The sequence below is a fragment of the Enterococcus sp. DIV0703 genome (assembly GCF_051711065.1).
In the GTDB taxonomy this organism is placed as follows: Bacteria; Bacillota; Bacilli; order Lactobacillales; family Enterococcaceae; genus Enterococcus_B; species Enterococcus_B hirae.
On record NZ_JBIOLX010000001.1, the window covers coordinates 2,722,098 to 2,738,681 of the forward strand.

A 16,584-nucleotide genomic window follows, 5' to 3' on the forward strand; every position below is an offset into this window, starting at 1 on the left:
TATTTTTACCACTTATGCACTAGTTTCACCTGTTTATGTATCTATCCACACGCTTTATTCTTTGCTTGCCCTTCATTGAAAAGAAAGCTATGCTAAAACAAAAGGAGAGGATAACATGAAAATTGGATTCATTGGAACAGGTAATATGGCGCAAGCAATCATTAACGGCTTGATTGAACACGAAACAGTGGCTAAAGAAGATATTTTTGTCTCAAGTGGTCATTTCGAAAATGCACAACGTTTTGCAGAAGCAACTGGTGTAACCGCCTGTCAAACAAATCAAGAAGTCGCAAAACAAGTAGATGTCATTTTACTGGCAGTCAAACCTAAAATCATTGACCAAGTACTGAAGGATTTAAGAAAATATAGTCAGAAATGTCTCTTTATTTCAATTGCTTCAGGAAAATCATTACATGATCTGGAAAAAGCCCTAAATGACCCCGAAGCGAAAATCATTCGTGTCATGCCAAACGTAAACGTTAGTGTGGGTGCAGGTGTCTCTGCTATCTGTAAAAATCATCATGTCACATATGAGGAATTCAAAGAAGCAACGCAAATCTTTGAAGCGATCGGCAGTGTCTATCCACTGGCAGAAGGTGATTTCAGTACGTTTATTGGGTTAGCCGGTAGTTCACCAGCATTTATTTATATGTTGATCGATGCCATGGGTCGTGCGGGTGTCTTTAATGGCTTACCTAAAAAAATGGCAACCGAGATCGCTGCCAAAGCTATTATGGGATCTTGTCAAAAATTCCTAACAAGTGATGAAAACCCTTGGGAGCTAGTTGACCAGGTTTCTTCCCCTGGCGGAACAACCGTTGCAGGTGTTGTGGCTTTAGAAGAAGCTGGCTTCATTCCTGCTATTATCAAAGGGATCAATACAACGATCGAAAAAGATCGAGAAATGCTGGATAAGAAATAAAACGAATGAGTCTGAAGGAATCTTTTTACTAAAAAAAGTAGGACATTAATCAGATTTTTTCTGATTAATGTCCCAGATTCAGACTCTTCATTCTGAATTATTATTTTTCAATATTCACAATAAAACCTCTGAAACCTTTCATCCGTATATATTTTAGCAACAGCTAGATAAAGAGCCACAACCAAAACTACCACAACCAAGGCTACCCATTGTTCCGCAGATGGTATCTAGCGAAGCATTCAAACTATGTTCGTTGTTTAATACTGCTAATTCTTCAGAAACATTGCCTGCTTTCATTAATAGTCCTACTGCCATTTTCTTCACCTCCTTTCAAGTTGATCAATCATTTTTTATTGTCATCAACTGTTTGTTACACTTATCAATCTATTATTCAATCAGATCCTATCTCTTCATTCGTATTTTCGATTGAAGGATTTATCTATAAATCGAATAAAAGTATGTTTGGTATGTTAGGGTTCTCCAACGCTAACAATCCCAAAATCACCCCGGAAAGACCGGTCATCAAACCAACATCTAGAAACTCGTCTTCTAAACAACTTTCATTAATTGTTCGTTTGTCTAAGTATGCATTCCAATCATCGAGTAAGAACGCATATGACTTTATATTATGATGAATGAAGAAATGACGGTAAAGCCACATATTTCCTAAAAAGCCATGACATAAGCAACTATCTACACGTTCTTTGTTTAATTCTTCTTTTAATCGAGCAAAATATAATAGCTCCTCTGGGCTTTCTCCTTCCATAAGATATCGATGAGTAAGCATTCCTACAAGACCATTACAATAAAAAGTATTTTGCTCAATCCATTTTTCTCCTCTTGTATCAAACCACACACCGTTTTTACGATGTTGGTTTTCAAATAAGGTAACTGCGCCAATCGTTTCTTTTATTTTGGTTACCGAAAATAACTCTTCATAAATCGCTAAAGCATAAAGAATACCTGATGTTCCGTGAGAAAAACCTAAAATAAGTTTCTTTTCTACAGAGGATTCCCAATAACTTCCTTTTCCCTCTGATTCTATTAAATTATTTAATAAATTCTCCACACAAAGTCCAATTAATTTTTTTAATTCTTTATTAGGGCTCTTTTTATAAATATTACAAAAAAGTAGTAATAACCCCGCCGTACCACTCATAATATCCAGAATTTTGTCTTTTTTTATTTTTTGTCCCAGATATTGAAGGATATCTTGCTCAATTGCGATCAGTTTTGATGTTCGCAAGGATGGAGCAATCAAATTAAATAAATAGATATAACCACCTAATCCAGAAAAAACCCCTATATCATAATTTTTTTGATTAGATAAATCAAAATGATCAAGTAAATCATTCAATATTAATAGAAATCTGTTTTTGTAATCAAAATCATTTTTTGTTTTCCATAAATAATAGTAAGTGATTGCTACACCAATTTTCCCATTATACAAACTGTTATTCATTGGCTGCAGTTTTAAACGAATTTTAAAATCTTTGTCTTTTGTTAAATCTTCATAACCGGTATGAAGCCACGTCACCTGCTTATTGTGTACTATCCTTTTACTATGGATGTAAGATTCTAAAGTCTTGATCTCATCATTTTTTTCTCCAATTATAAAAAGATCTTCTAACGTAATATTTTTATCTCCAAAGCTTTTTTGCAAAATATTTAATTGGTAGTTTAAATCTTTCTCACTAAGAGAATGGATCTTTTTTTTCCATAGTGTTAAGAAATCTATACGACTGTTATTCGTAAATGTCATTTTTTTTGAAATGTTAAGTGTATTTGAGTTAAGTTTTGAAAAAACATAAGGGATATCCCCCTCTAGTATGTCCTCAATTTCATAGGTAAGAAATGGTGTAGAACCAAATCTTGCCATTTGAGAATAGACAAATAACAAGCGATCAAACGGTGCTGTCAAGAACCTAGGATGATAACTTAAAGTCGCTATTTTACTGTAAGTTGCTGTTGGTTTTATTAAATGTCGGATAGTAATATCATTTTTATAGCGCTCAACAATATCAATCAGCTCTGATTTTTTATCCAAAAATAGGTGAAATGTTTCTGTAAATCCTTGATAGATCTGTTGCTTATAGTCTAAAAAACGATAATTTTGTCCATGATACATCGGAACATTAGAATATGAATATTTAAATTCATCAGAATTTTCAGTGAATTTAATTTCTAAATCATCTTCTGAAACAATCAATTGTGGTACTGAAAAACGTTGGAATAAGTTTTCATGGCTTCCTAAAGCCGAAATATCATCTTTAAAAAATTCGTTGTACATAGGTACAATTCCAGAATTAAGAACAGAATTAGTCAAAATTTCATGTATCTTATCATTTACAGATAATGCTTCCATACGATCTAAATTGTTAAACAAGCATTCTAAATCAATGAGCATGGGTGAACCACCACTTGCAATTAGATTTTCAAGATGAATATCCGAAGCATTTAAATAGAAAAGAATTGCAATAATTGCCCCCATTTTATAATAGAAATCTTGAACTTCTTCTTCTGATTGACAAGGATCACTTACAATAAATTCTGACCAAGAATACGTTTTACGATTCAATAATTTTATTTGTGCTAGTTGTTTGTTAAAATTAATTTTATTAAATAAAGCAACGCATTCTCCAAATAATAAATCATTGTAATTACTTCGTGGTTTATAAATAATTTTATTCTTTTTACCTGTTATCACGAGTGGAAATTTTCCTGACAGATGCGGATCACCCGAAGAAAATTCAACTCCTATTTCTTGATCAAGTTGAATACCAAACAATTCGTTAATTTCCTTTGAATCATACTCTACATGTTGGATAACTTCAGAAATGTAACAGATTGTTTCTTTGATTTTTTTATCTATTAAATTGAATAAAACAGGAAATCTTTGAAACAAACCTGTGACGTATTTCTCATTAGATAAATAATTTCTAATATAACTTTTCACAGAGAGTTTTTGTAACTGTGACTTTAATAGATTAAAGTCATAAACAATCGTTCGCAAAAGAATCTCATGAATATCTTTGCAAAGGTTTTCATTAATGTTATTGCTAACATTTTTGTATTTTATTAGATTTGGGTACTTCATAAAATATTGCTCAGTTAGCTTTATTGTTACTTGTTGCGAGAATTTTTCAATTGAATCAACTTGTCTCCATTCTTTTAGTTCATTCAACATCTCTTCGTTCTGATCTTTTAGCAGTTTTTTTGAATGAACATACTGTTCCTTAAATTCATTAATATTCTGAAAATGAAAAAATTGTAAAAATTCCTCTTGCATATCTGAAGTCATAAATTCTGCTAAATTGTATTCCAACAACTCATAATTATCCATCTGCTTACCCCACCTCATCTATATTTAGATCATATAGAATCAATTACTTGTGTTTTCAAGAACAAAAACTATATCTTTCTACCCAATAAATCCTAGTAAAAAATTGTACATAAAATTGATTTCAAACTCATAGATCAATATATTACTAGTTTATACAACTTTTATTTCTCGTTAACAAAATGTACACTAATGCAACAAATTTTATTTCCTAACTATTCTTCATCCTAGTTTGATTTTCTAGTAGTCATTAAGAATAATTTTGATCTACTTTAATGATAGAATAATCGTCTCTAGTTAGATTATGCCTACTTCTTATTAAGAAGCTAATTTAGAACTCAAAGTTAACACACCATGTTTATAGCTGCTCAACCTCTTATCAAAATAATGTTAAAACGATCAAGCTTGATTAAATAGTGGTTTAAAAAAAAAAGACGCTACGATTATCCTAACTAATCGTAACGTTCTTTTATTTTTTACTTAGCGTAGTCTGTCGCACGCGTTTCACGAATAACGATGACTTTGATATGCCCTGGATAATCTAATTCTTCTTCAATTCGTTTACGGATATCTCGTACTAAACGAACTGCATCTAAATCAGAGATCTCTTCTGGTTTTACCATAACCCGAACTTCTCGTCCAGCTTGAACAGCAAAACTAGATTCTACTCCGGCAAAGCTATTTGAAATGTTTTCTAAGCTTCTTAAGCGACGGATATAATTTTCCAAGGATTCACTTCTAGCTCCTGGTCGTGCAGCGGATAAGGCATCTGCAGCAGCTACCAAGACAGAAATAACTGACGTTGCTTCAACATCTCCATGATGAGATGCAATCGCATTGATCACTACAGGATTTTCTTTGTATTTAGCAGCTAACTCTGCGCCGATCTCTACGTGAGAACCTTCGATTTCATGATCTAATGCTTTCCCGATATCATGAAGCAAACCAGCTCGTTTAGCTAATTGGATATCTTCGCCTAACTCAGCGGCTAGTATACCTGACAATTTAGCAACCTCTACTGAATGTTTCAAAACATTTTGTCCATAGCTAGTTCTAAAATGAAGACGACCCATGATTTTGATCAAATCTGGATGAAGGGTATGCGCACCAACTTCAAACGCCGCTTCTTCCCCATACTCACGGATTCGTTCATCCATTTCTTTACGCGATTTTTCGACCATTTCTTCGATTCGTGCAGGATGGATCCGTCCATCTTGGATCAGTTTTTCTAAAGTCATCCGAGCGATTTCTCTACGAATTGGATCAAAACCTGAAAGGACCACTGCTTCTGGTGTATCATCAATGATCAAGTCAATTCCAGTCAATGTTTCTAGTGTACGGATATTTCGTCCTTCTCGACCAATGATGCGTCCTTTCATTTCATCATTTGGTAAAGTTACTACAGATACAGTTGTTTCAGATACTTGGTCTGCCGCACAGCGCTGAATCGCTAACGATAAAAGATTTTTGGCTTTACGATCTGCTTCTTCTTTTGCACGTTGTTCCGATTCTTTGACCATTAACGTCAATTCATGATTCAATTCTTCTTCAGTTGATTTCATGATGACATCTTTTGCATCTTCTTTAGATAAACCAGCAATTTTTTCTAATTCTCTTTGTTGTTCTTCAATCAACTTTTCAACGTCTTTTTCTCGCTCTTCAATCAATTGCTGTTTTGAACTAAGTGCTTCTTCTTTGCTTTCAAGTGAGGTCTCACGTTTTTCCAATGAGTCATCCTTACGATTCAACGTTTGTTCACGCTGAATTAAACGATTTTCTTGAGATTTTAATTCTAACTTGCTTTCTCTCAACTCACTCTCCACTTCAGAACGATATTTCTGGTTTTCCTCCTTAGCTTCTAACAATGCTTCTTTTTTTAGAGTTTCTGCTTCTTTCTTTGCACTATCAATAATTCCAGCTGCTGATGATTGAGCACCTGCAATTTCTTTTTCATGACGTGACTTTGCAACCATAAACCCTAAACCAAGACCGACAATTAAACCGATGATAGCGAGGAGAATATTGAATACCATAAAATCCACCTCCATACTATCTTTTTCATTTTTATCATCTATATAACTTTTATGATAAAGTACTCTAAACTTGTTAATATGCTTTATGCATAGGTGTACAAAAACATGCACAAGTTTATTCTAATGTTTGTACCCCGTAGTGTCAACTTTAAATACATAAGAAACGGCTTTCTCGATTTTCATTTAAAGGTCATTTTATGAATAAAAGATAATATTAAATAATAACCAAAACATATTAAGAACAAATAATTTTGCATTAATGAAAATTAAGAACAAAAAATAAGCCGAAATTTTAAAAAATTTCGGCTTATTAGATTCAATCGACAACATATCAAAGGAAAACACTTTCTCTGAACGATGCGAGTTCTCTCGAGGCTCAAACATCCTTTGAATAGTTATTCGATTATTTCTATTCTTACTTCGTCTTATTCCTCTAAAGGAAGTTCTGCTTGCGTTTCTTCGGGTATTTCTACATCTTCACCGATCCCATAAGCCGCCCGGACTAAAGCAGAAACTTCTGCCATCATTTCAGGATGAGTGGACATGTAATTTTTTGCATTCTCACGACCTTGTCCAATACGATCTTCTTTGTAAGAATACCAAGCACCACTTTTATCAACGATATCTTTTTCAACCGCCATATCAAGCAATTCTCCTTCTTGAGAAATTCCTTGCCCATACATCACATCGACTTCAGCAATTTTGAATGGTGGCGCTACTTTATTTTTAACTACTTTGATCTTCGTACGGTTACCAACAATGTCTGTTCCTTGTTTCAATTGTTCCGCACGGCGCACTTCTAAACGAATCGTTGCATAGAATTTTAATGCACGTCCACCAGGTGTGATTTCAGGATTACCGAACATCACTCCAACTTTTTCACGAATTTGGTTAATGAAAATAGCAATCGTTTTGGTTTTATTGATCGACCCAGATAGTTTACGCAATGCTTGTGACATTAATCGAGCTTGTAACCCTACGTGAGAGTCACCCATTTCTCCATCGATTTCAGCACGTGGAACTAAAGCGGCAACCGAATCGACTACTACGATATCTACTGCACCACTTGATACAAGCGCATCAGCGATTTCTAGTCCTTGTTCCCCAGTATCTGGTTGTGAAAGAAGTAATTCGTCAATGTTTACCCCTAATTTTTGAGCATATTGTGGGTCTAAAGCGTGCTCAGCATCGATAAAAGCGGCTGTTCCGCCATTTTTTTGTACTTCAGCGATTGCATGTAAGGCAACGGTTGTCTTACCTGAACTTTCAGGACCATATACTTCAATGATACGTCCTCGTGGGTAACCACCAACACCTAAAGCAACATCTAATGCAAGAGAACCACTTGGGATAGTCGAAACTTGTTGGTCGATTTTTTCGCCAAGTTTCATGATCGAGCCTTTCCCATAGTTCTTTTCAATTTTTTTCAACGCAGCATCTAAGGCTGCTTTACGATCATCTGCCAATACGATAATCCTCCTTATATTCACAAATCAGTGCGACATTTCATTGTACTAATCATATCGTTTTTAATGACAAAAAGCAAGAAAAAACCGAACAAATATTCGCATTTATTTTTTTCTTAATAGTTGTCTTCTAATGAGATCAAATCCTTGCATTACTGCGCTATTCCTTATATGAGAACGGTCTCTGGTAAATTGGTATTTCTGCGAAATGACCTCCCCTTCACTTGTTGCAACCGCGATCCAAACTGTTCCAGCTGGCTGTCCTTCTAAGGTATCTGGTCCAGCCACTCCAGTAAACGAAATCGCATAATCTGTTTTTGCTAAATTACGTGCTTGGATAGCCATTTGTTCTGCACATTCTTGGCTGACGGTTCCATGCTGCTTCAATAGTGCATCATCGATGTGTAAAAATTCTGCTTTAGTTTCTAAAGAATAGGTAATGAAGCCTCCTGGGAAGACTTGAGAAACACCAGAGATCTCTCCCAAAGCTGATTGAAAGGCTCCAGCAGTCAAACTTTCTGCTGCAGTAATTGTTTGGTTTCTTTCCTTTAATAATTCTACGACCACTTTAGGCAATGAATTATCATCACCATATCCATAGAAGTACTCACCTACTCTCGCCAATACTTTTTCTTCCAAAGCAAGTAAAGCTTGGTTTCCTGCATGTTTGTCTTTGGTCTTCACAGTTAATCGTAAAGTGACTTCGTTAGTTTTTGCGTAAGGGGCAATCGTTGGGTTGATCTGTGTTTCAATCAAGTCTTTTAATTCTGTGACTAGTTGGGATTCCCCGATACCGTAAAAACGTAAAACTTTTGAGATCAGCATTTCTTCAGATGGAAAGTTTTGCTCCAATAATGGGCGAGCTTGTTCAATGAACATTGGCTTTAATTCGCTCGGTGGTCCAGGTAACAAGAGATAGACATGGTCCGCTGTTTGATAGAACGTACCTAATGCTAAGCCTGTGCGATTAGGTAAAGCAATCCCCCCATCGATGATTTGTGATTGTTGTAAATTATTTTCAGTCATTTTACGCTTGGTCGTTTCAAAAAATGCTAACAATTTTTTATAGCCTTCGGTGTTTTGGATCAATTCTTTCCCTAGATGTTTCGCAGTAACTTCTTTCGTCAGGTCGTCTTCTGTCGGTCCCAACCCTCCACATAAAATGATCAAGTCACTTCTAGTTTCTGCTAATTGGAGTAATGATTCTAAACGGTCGGGATTATCACCAACCACCGTTTGATAATACACATCAATCCCGAGGTCTGCTAACTGTTCGGATAAAAACGTGGCATTCGTGTTGACTACTTGTCCTAGTAAAAGCTCTGTCCCTACTGCTATGATTTCTGATTTCATTTTTTCGCTTCCTTCATTACAACAGACGAATTCTCGTTGGCCTGTTTTGGTCTCTTCTCAATCTCTTTTTATCTACTAATAGTATACGCCATTTGCTAAACGTTTCATTTATCATTTGCTCATTTTCTGATAAAGAGTTTCATCATTTTCATTTTCATCTTCATCATAAGATAGCTAGGCATCTAGCTAGTTTAGAAAAATGGCGATCAAATAAATGATTGAAACGTGAATCAGCATAAATAAATTCGTCTTATCCCAAAATATAAAATGTTATTTTGGGGTAAGACGAATTATCGAAATGGTACATCTTTGTAAGGAATCTTACATCGAACCTTTGAACACACCACTATTTTTCATAAAATAATCAACACCTGAATAAATCGTGAAGATCAAACAAGCATACAACATGATTTGATCCATCGGTAAATTGATCAGATTAAATGGAATATTATTGATGAATAATAAAATAATAGCCACCATTTGCGTAGCCGTTTTTACTTTTCCTGGCCACGCTGCTGCCATGACTTCCCCATCTTCGACTAACAATAGTCGCAGACCGGTAACAGCTAGTTCTCGACAAACGATAATCGCAACTACCCATCCTGGTGCCTTACCTTGCCCCACCAACATGATAAAAGCGGTCATCACTAACATTTTATCTGCTAATGGATCAGCAAACTTTCCAAAATTGGTAACTAATCCTCTGGCACGAGCAATTTTTCCATCGAGCCAATCGGTAATACTTGCTAAAGCAAAAATAATCGCTCCTACTAATTGTGTTACAGCAAGTGATGTTGTTCCTACGGTTACTTGTCCCCAATCTAAGGGTAATCCGACAACTAAAATAAAAATCGGGATCATACAAATTCTAAGTACAGTTAATTTATTTGGTAAATTCACACTATCGACTCCTTTCTTCCCTATTCTACGTGACTCGTTCTAAACTTTCCACCGATAATGATCAGTTTTTATCAGCAGTCGTGAAAAAAGATAAGCACCTAAGATGAATCTGCCTTCCCAGGTACTTATCTTGTTTTCTTTTTTCACATCATTCTACTTATAAGCGATTTTAAGCGATTTACTCTGCATACTGTAGTGTCAATGTGACATTTTTAGGATTTTGATTATTCGCTCCTGGATTAACAGGGATTTCTTCCCCGTTTATCTTAACCGTTGCATTACTTGCAGCTCCTAATCGAATCGTTGCATTGGTTGCCGTTTCCGGTAATTGCGTGCTTTGTGTTTCATTTGCTGCTAATGTCCCTTGATAAACATAGGCATTATCCACTAATACACCGATCCAAATTCGGTTAGTCGCTGCAAATTCAAGTGTAACAGGTTTTTTCGCATCCGTAACATTCACTGCGATCGTACTACCTGTGTCTTCACCAGCCGTAATCGCCATCTTTTTCTCTTCTTGTGTTGTTGAAGTGGTTGTCGTACTTGTTGAAGAAGAGGATTCACGCTCTTTCTTAGTGCTAGATGTCGTTTGTGTAATTGCACCGTCAACCGAAACTGAAGTTGCCGTTGTATCAATAATCGGGTCAGATTTTCGATCCTGCCAAGTCATATAACCCACAACAGTAATAATTGCTAAAGCGACTAAACCAAGTAAAATAACCGGTAGACTTGTCCAAAACTTACTTGGATTGGCTTCTTCCTGATGCATCGCTTTTCTCGAACCACTCACTGTTTCTGGTTCAGGACGTGCGACAACTTCTCCAGCTGATAATTTGCTTTTCCCATCAAATACATCAACTAAATGATCGCCATCTTCACCGACAGCTTCTGCATATTGACGAATAAATGCCCGAACATAAAATTTTCCAGGTAGTTGATCAAAATCATCATTATCGATTGCTTCTAGATAACGTTTTTGAATTTTCGTAATCTGCTGTAATTCATCTAAAGATATTTTCTTATTTAGGCGAGCTTGCCTTAATGTTTCTCCGATGGTTTCAAAAGCCACTCGTTCATCTTCTCCAGTCTTTTTATTCTAACCAGCAATTGTATAAACGCTAGTCGTCTAATTGTTCCTTTTCGTTAAGAATGTAACACGCCATACACCAACGCCCATTTTTTATTCTTTATCTTCTTAAGAATACCATAAACGAAGTTATCTTAGGGTAACATTGAATGCACTCTATAACGAAATTTAAGAGTTTAACTACTTTCCCATTCGTCATCTCTACTTCTATATCAGACATTTGGCTGCATATAAAACTCACTGAACGCTTCTTCTTTGATAAAAGAACGACCTACTTTTAATACATCTGCTAATTGAATGGATTCAATAATTTCTGGTAAATCAAATAATGTTTGATCCCCAAATAGGCTTTGCGTGAATTGGTTTGCAATGTATTCCAGTGAATTTAATGTTTGGAAATATTGTCCTAACATCTTTTTCTTCAACAATGTTAGATTTTCTTCAGACAGTTCTTGATCCTCTTCAAAATGCAGAAGAATTTCTTTCACTTTTTCAGCTGCTTTTTCTGGCTGATCCGTGTCTCCGCTAAAGTCAGCAAAATGAAATTCTCGATCTAAACTAAATTCAAAACCGAAGCTGTCATCAATTAAACCATCATTGTACATTTTCAAATAATTTTGAGAAGTATTCCCTAATAACAATTGGAATAAAAGATTGAGAGCGGTCTTGTATCTCAATAATTCCTTCCCTTCTGCTGGTAAAACATCTAGCCCTTTGATTCCCAAGACAAACTTATCTCTAGTGATTGCTGAGCGCATTGAGCTTTTCGCAATAATATCACCATTATTGTCAGGGAAATAACGTTTGATTTTTTGAGCTGGTGGAAAATCCTTAGCATTTTGATTGGTTCGAATCAATTCCATCAACTTTTCCGGCTCTAATTTTCCTACTACGAACAAGACCATATTACTTGGCTGATAAAATGTCCGATAGCAGGTGTATAAATCATCAGCAGTGATTGCTTCAATACTTTCAACTGTGCCAGCTATATCGATATGCAAAGGATGTTCAGGGTATAAATTATTCAAAATGCCAAAAAACATCCGCCAATTTGGATCATCTTCATACATTTGTATTTCTTGTCCAATGATCCCTTTTTCTTTATTAACAGTTTCTTCCGTAAAATAAGGTGCTTGGACAAAATCAAGTAAAGTCGTCAAATTTTTTTCAACTTGATCTGTCGTTGAAAATAAATAACTTGTTTTGGTAAAACTGGTAAACGCGTTAGCTGAGGCCCCTTGTTGTCCAAATAATTGAAAGACATCGCCATCCTCTTTTTCAAACAATTTATGTTCCAAGAAATGGGCAATACCATCTGGAACTTTTATCTTTTTATCTGAACCATATGGAATAAATTCATTATCGATCGAACCGTAATTTGTACTAAATAAACCATATGTCTTATGGTAATCATTTTTAGGTAATAAATAAACAGTCAAACCATTTGGTAATACTTCATGGTACAGTGTTTCGTTGATTTGATCATATTCTGTTTTATTCATTTGTTGTACCTCCGTCTAAAAAGAAAATTGCCTGCAACTCGATTTGTCGAGCTATTTTTTGGATGTCTTCGACCGTTACTTTTTCCATCCGTTTTAACCATTCGTCAGCTGTTAATTTCGTTTCTGGCAACCAATTCTCTAAATAGGCAGTCTCGACAGCTACTTGCGGGGCATCTAATGATAATAGATATTGGTTTCGTAACATAGCCTTAGTTTGTGTCAATTCAAGTTCTGTGACTTCCCCATTTCGTAGACTTTCTAATTGTTCATGGATCAGATGCAATACTTGGTTACGTTTACGTCCATCAATTCCTGTTTGTACACTTAGGAACCCACGAAAAGTATCAATGCTGCTGGAAGCATAGTAAGCTAGGCTCTCTTTTTCACGAACATTCATAAATAATTTAGAGTGTGGGAAACCGCCAAATAATCCATTGAAGACCATCAATGAAAAACGATCCGGTTGGTCATAATAGACATTGGTTTGATAAGCCAAATTTAATTTCGCCTGAGTCACTGGTTCTTCGATCTGTCGCTCTTTGATGATATTTTCTTGCGGTTGGCTATAAAAAATTTCCGGGTGTAATCTTTCTCGCTCTGGAAATGCCCATTCACTAAAAGCTGCTTGGACTTCTGCAGGAGAGACATCTCCCACTACGAAGATATCGATCTGATCTTCTGTGATCATCTGATGATAATAGTCAGCTAACACTTCAGCTGTGAGTTCATCTAGATCTTCGATTGTTCCAAAACTTGGTATTTTCTGCGCCTCCGACAGATCAAAATACAACTCTTGAAGCGCCAGTGAAGCCATCGTTTGCTTGTCTTCATTTAAGCTCTCTAAATAAAGTTTCAAATTGTTTTTTTCTAAAGCAAAAGTGGCTGGATCAAATTTTTTCCCCGTAATGTTTGGATAAAAGAGAACTTCTTTCAAAAAAGCAACAGCTTGGTTTAAAATGCTGGTATCGTTGATATACTTGCCATTGACAAAGTTGATGCTAGCATCCAACCAGTGAAGATTGCCTTTTTTTCTCACGGACGTTCCAAAACTAGCACCATAAAGATCCGCCAATTTTGCACTTAACTGAGTCTGGTCAGGATAATTTAAACTGTTCGTTTCTAACAAGCTACTTAAAAGGGAACGTTTCGTGATGACTTCTTTTTTTAAACGCGTAGTAAAGCGAACAAAGATACGAACCGTTTTATATTGTTTTGTTTGCAAGACGTGGAGGTTTACACCTTCTGCCAGTTGATATGTCATAGTACATGCTCCTTTATTAGCAGTTCGTTCTCCGACATGGTTGATTTTATCTTGGAGGATAAAAGAATATGTGGCTACTATTTTTTACTGCTTTAATTCTCTCTTGCATCACTTAAGAGTCACCTTCTAGTATAGCATATAAGTACTTGAACGACAGACCTTAGCCATAAATGCATGTCGTTTTTATATTTTTTTATTCTTCGTTATACTAAGGATAAGTGAAAGGAGGAGAAAAATGATTAAAGAATTTAAAGAGTTTATTATGCGTGGCGACGTATTAGATTTAGCCGTTGGGGTTGTTATCGGGAGTGCATTTACTAGCATTGTCAATCAGATCGTTCAAGGTTTGATCACACCTCTTGTAGGCTGGGTTGTAGCGATGATTACTGGCACGTCTGATTTGGAAGGCGCCCTTTCTATCTTGGACTGGTCACCTACTAAAGGAGTTACGTTTGCTTTCGGCAATGTTATTAGTGCAATCATAACATTTATTATTACAGGGTTTGTCTTATTCTTAGTTGTGAAAGCAGCCAACCACGCTAAAAGATTACGTCCTGAAAAAGAAACAGAAGAAGCACCTGCCAAACCAACTGCTGAAGATTATTTGAGCGACATTCGTGATCTACTTGCACAACAAACAGCAGAAAACAACGGACGACCAACTACACAAGCAACCGTTGATCAGACAACTGAAAAATAAAGAAAACTAAATGATACAAAAAGGGACTGGGACAAAATGGTTGGCTCCCCGTCAAGTGGACACGGAAATATAATAAAATTTTTAGAGAGCTGTTTGCTAATTTTGTGGCAAACAGTTCTTTTGTTTTTCATTGTTTAAACCTCGGCTGCGCTTGGTTGGCGTATCCCTCAGATGTGCGAAACAAAGGACATTTCACCCATCTAAGAGATACGATTATTACGCTGCCATTAAAAGCTGTTGGTGAACTTGTAATGGCGTTTTGGATTTCAAGCATCGTTGATAACGGCCATTGTTATAGTAGTTGATGTAATCTTCGATCATCGATACGAGATCTTCGCGTCTTGTAAATTTACGACGATAGTATTTTTCACGTTTCAATGTTCCCCAGAACCCTTCCATTGGCCCATTATCAATACAATGGGCTACACGAGACATGCTTTGTTTCATCCCTTGATTTTTGATTTTATTTCTCATGTTTTTACTGGTGTACTGAAACCCTCGATCGCTATGGAATAGCGGATGAGCCACAGGTTCAAGTCGAATTGCTTCGTCAAAGGTATCAAAAACCAACTTATTATCATTTCTATCGCTAATGACGAAAGAAACAATACGCCGATCTGCTAAGTCTAGAATGGCACTAAGATAAATTTTTTTTACTTGGTTTCCTAGAGTGTACTTGAATTCACTGATATCAGTTAGCCATTTTTCATTTGGTTTATCTGCATGGAAATTTCTATTTAGATAGTTCTTGGCAATATGATAAGGATTATTGGACGCTTTAGTAATTCCGCTTGGCTGGTGTTTGACGGTAGATTTAATTTGAAGACTACGACAAATCCGCAAGACTCTTTTGTCATTGACGTGCAAACCAAAGTTTTGAACCAAATCGTCACGGATTCTCCGATACCCCTTGTCGTTATCTGCTTCATAGATGTATCTTATTAGGTCTGCCAGGTGCTCGTTAAAGATAGTTTGAGCTGATTTTGGTTGCTTTAACCAACGGTAATACGCTGATCTGGAGACGTGTAAAAAATCACACATTAATTTTATCGAATAATTTTTGAGATCATGGAGTTCCTTAATTGCTTGGTATTCAAAGATATGACGGATGAGGTCTAGTCCCACTTCCTTTCTAACTCCCTGACTTTTTTTAAGAGGTCATTTTCCATTTCTAACAGTTTAATTTTGCGTTCTTGTTCAGCCAGTCGATCACGCATTTCTTCTTCTGGTGTCCGACTGGGTTCTGTTCCAGCTCGATGTCCTCGACGATCTTTTAAGCCGGCTTCGCCCATTTCCTTATATTTTAGTACCCAATTACGTACTTGTTGGTACGATACCTGATACTTGATAGCCGTTTTGCCATAGTTATGATCATGCACAATACAATAGTGGACAATTTCCACCCGTTCTTTGAAGGTTGTTTTTCTTGATTGACTCATTTGACTTCCACCGCTTTCTGTTTTGAAGTTTCCATGAGTATTATATATCTTTATCCAATTTCGTAGTTGTTTAGACTGTCTTAGTCCGTATTTCTTAGTAATTTCCGACAGACTCCCTAAACCATTTAGGTAATCATTTACAGCCTGAATCTTTGTTTCAATCGTATAGTGTGTATTCTTTCGTCTTGCTAATAAGCCAGTAGGCCCCTCATTCTCATAAAGCATAACCCAGTTACTTAAAGCAGCCCAACTAATGCCTGCAGTGCGAGCTAGGCTGGTCATACTGTCTTCACCATTCAAATAGCTTTCTACTAGTTCTACTCGTTTTTCTGGAGTGAGTTTCATCTTTCTTTTCGGCATACAAAATCCCCCCTATACAGGACTTTTATATTTCAGTGTCCTATATAGGGGGAGCATATCAAAAGTTGTCTCAGTCTCTTCTAGTATCTCTAAAAACGAATAAACGGTGAGACAAAAGTAGCATCTTCGGAAATAAGCCGAAATTTACCAAAAATTTGAGAAGCAATTTTCGGAAATTCCTTCTTATTTCTTGATGCTGAACACTTTTGTCTCAACCTCTT

Annotated in this window: 13 protein-coding genes; 2 read left to right on the forward strand and 11 right to left on the reverse strand. The window is 36.1% G+C overall.

Annotated elements, in window-relative coordinates; all coding sequences use genetic code 11:
• Nucleotides 1-115 precede the first annotated feature (115 nt).
• Nucleotides 116-922, forward strand: coding sequence for a pyrroline-5-carboxylate reductase (proC, locus tag IGK81_RS12490; protein WP_431393507.1), 807 nt, complete (start codon nt 116-118; stop codon nt 920-922).
• Between the two features lie 153 nt (nt 923-1,075).
• Here proC and IGK81_RS12495 read toward each other — a convergent pair whose 3' ends face one another.
• From IGK81_RS12495 to yfmF, 9 genes are all read right to left on the reverse strand, one after another.
• On the reverse strand, nt 1,076-1,237 hold the full coding sequence (locus tag IGK81_RS12495; RefSeq protein WP_010720618.1) for a hypothetical protein: 162 nt from the start codon (nt 1,235-1,237) through the stop codon (nt 1,076-1,078).
• A gap of 124 nt (nt 1,238-1,361) precedes the next feature.
• Nucleotides 1,362-4,265, reverse strand: a complete 2,904-nt coding sequence (gene lanM / locus IGK81_RS12500; RefSeq protein WP_034700046.1) for a type 2 lanthipeptide synthetase LanM — start codon at nt 4,263-4,265, stop codon at nt 1,362-1,364.
• Between the two features lie 473 nt (nt 4,266-4,738).
• Nucleotides 4,739-6,295, reverse strand: coding sequence for a ribonuclease Y (rny, locus tag IGK81_RS12505; protein WP_010720620.1), 1,557 nt, complete (start codon nt 6,293-6,295; stop codon nt 4,739-4,741).
• Nucleotides 6,296-6,720: 425 nt separating this feature from the next.
• Nucleotides 6,721-7,761: a recombinase RecA gene (gene recA, locus IGK81_RS12510; protein WP_010720621.1), complete on the reverse strand. Its 1,041-nt coding sequence runs from the start codon at nt 7,759-7,761 to the stop codon at nt 6,721-6,723.
• A gap of 105 nt (nt 7,762-7,866) precedes the next feature.
• A complete protein-coding gene (locus IGK81_RS12515; RefSeq protein ID WP_034700048.1) occupies nt 7,867-9,114 on the reverse strand; it encodes a competence/damage-inducible protein A in 1,248 nt (415 codons plus the stop codon).
• 321 nt (nt 9,115-9,435) lie between these two features.
• Entirely contained in the window at nt 9,436-10,014 is a 579-nt protein-coding gene (gene pgsA / locus IGK81_RS12520) for a CDP-diacylglycerol--glycerol-3-phosphate 3-phosphatidyltransferase (RefSeq protein ID WP_010720623.1), read from the reverse strand.
• A 178-nt stretch (nt 10,015-10,192) separates the two neighbouring features.
• The gene (locus IGK81_RS12525; RefSeq protein ID WP_010720624.1) at nt 10,193-11,083 is read right to left on the reverse strand and encodes a RodZ domain-containing protein; all 891 of its coding nucleotides are present in this window, start codon (nt 11,081-11,083) and stop codon (nt 10,193-10,195) included.
• 230 nt (nt 11,084-11,313) lie between these two features.
• On the reverse strand, nt 11,314-12,603 hold the full coding sequence (gene yfmH / locus IGK81_RS12530; protein ID WP_010720625.1) for an EF-P 5-aminopentanol modification-associated protein YfmH: 1,290 nt from the start codon (nt 12,601-12,603) through the stop codon (nt 11,314-11,316).
• Nucleotides 12,596-13,864, reverse strand: coding sequence for an EF-P 5-aminopentanol modification-associated protein YfmF (yfmF, locus tag IGK81_RS12535; protein WP_034700051.1), 1,269 nt, complete (start codon nt 13,862-13,864; stop codon nt 12,596-12,598). Before yfmF ends, yfmH begins: the two co-directional genes overlap by 8 nt.
• Before the next feature lie 235 nt (nt 13,865-14,099).
• On the opposite strand from yfmF, the gene mscL reads away from it, so the two are divergent.
• Nucleotides 14,100-14,564 (forward strand): large conductance mechanosensitive channel protein MscL, encoded by a 465-nt coding sequence (gene mscL / locus IGK81_RS12540; protein WP_010720627.1) that lies wholly within the window; start codon nt 14,100-14,102, stop codon nt 14,562-14,564.
• 216 nt (nt 14,565-14,780) lie between these two features.
• On the opposite strand, the gene IGK81_RS12545 is transcribed toward mscL, so the two are convergent.
• A complete protein-coding gene (locus IGK81_RS12545) occupies nt 14,781-15,689 on the reverse strand; it encodes an IS3 family transposase (RefSeq protein WP_197538272.1) in 909 nt (302 codons plus the stop codon).
• Entirely contained in the window at nt 15,680-16,363 is a 684-nt protein-coding gene (locus IGK81_RS12550; protein WP_034700759.1) for a helix-turn-helix domain-containing protein, read from the reverse strand. Before IGK81_RS12550 ends, IGK81_RS12545 begins: the two co-directional genes overlap by 10 nt.
• Between the last annotated feature and the right edge of the window lie 221 nt (nt 16,364-16,584).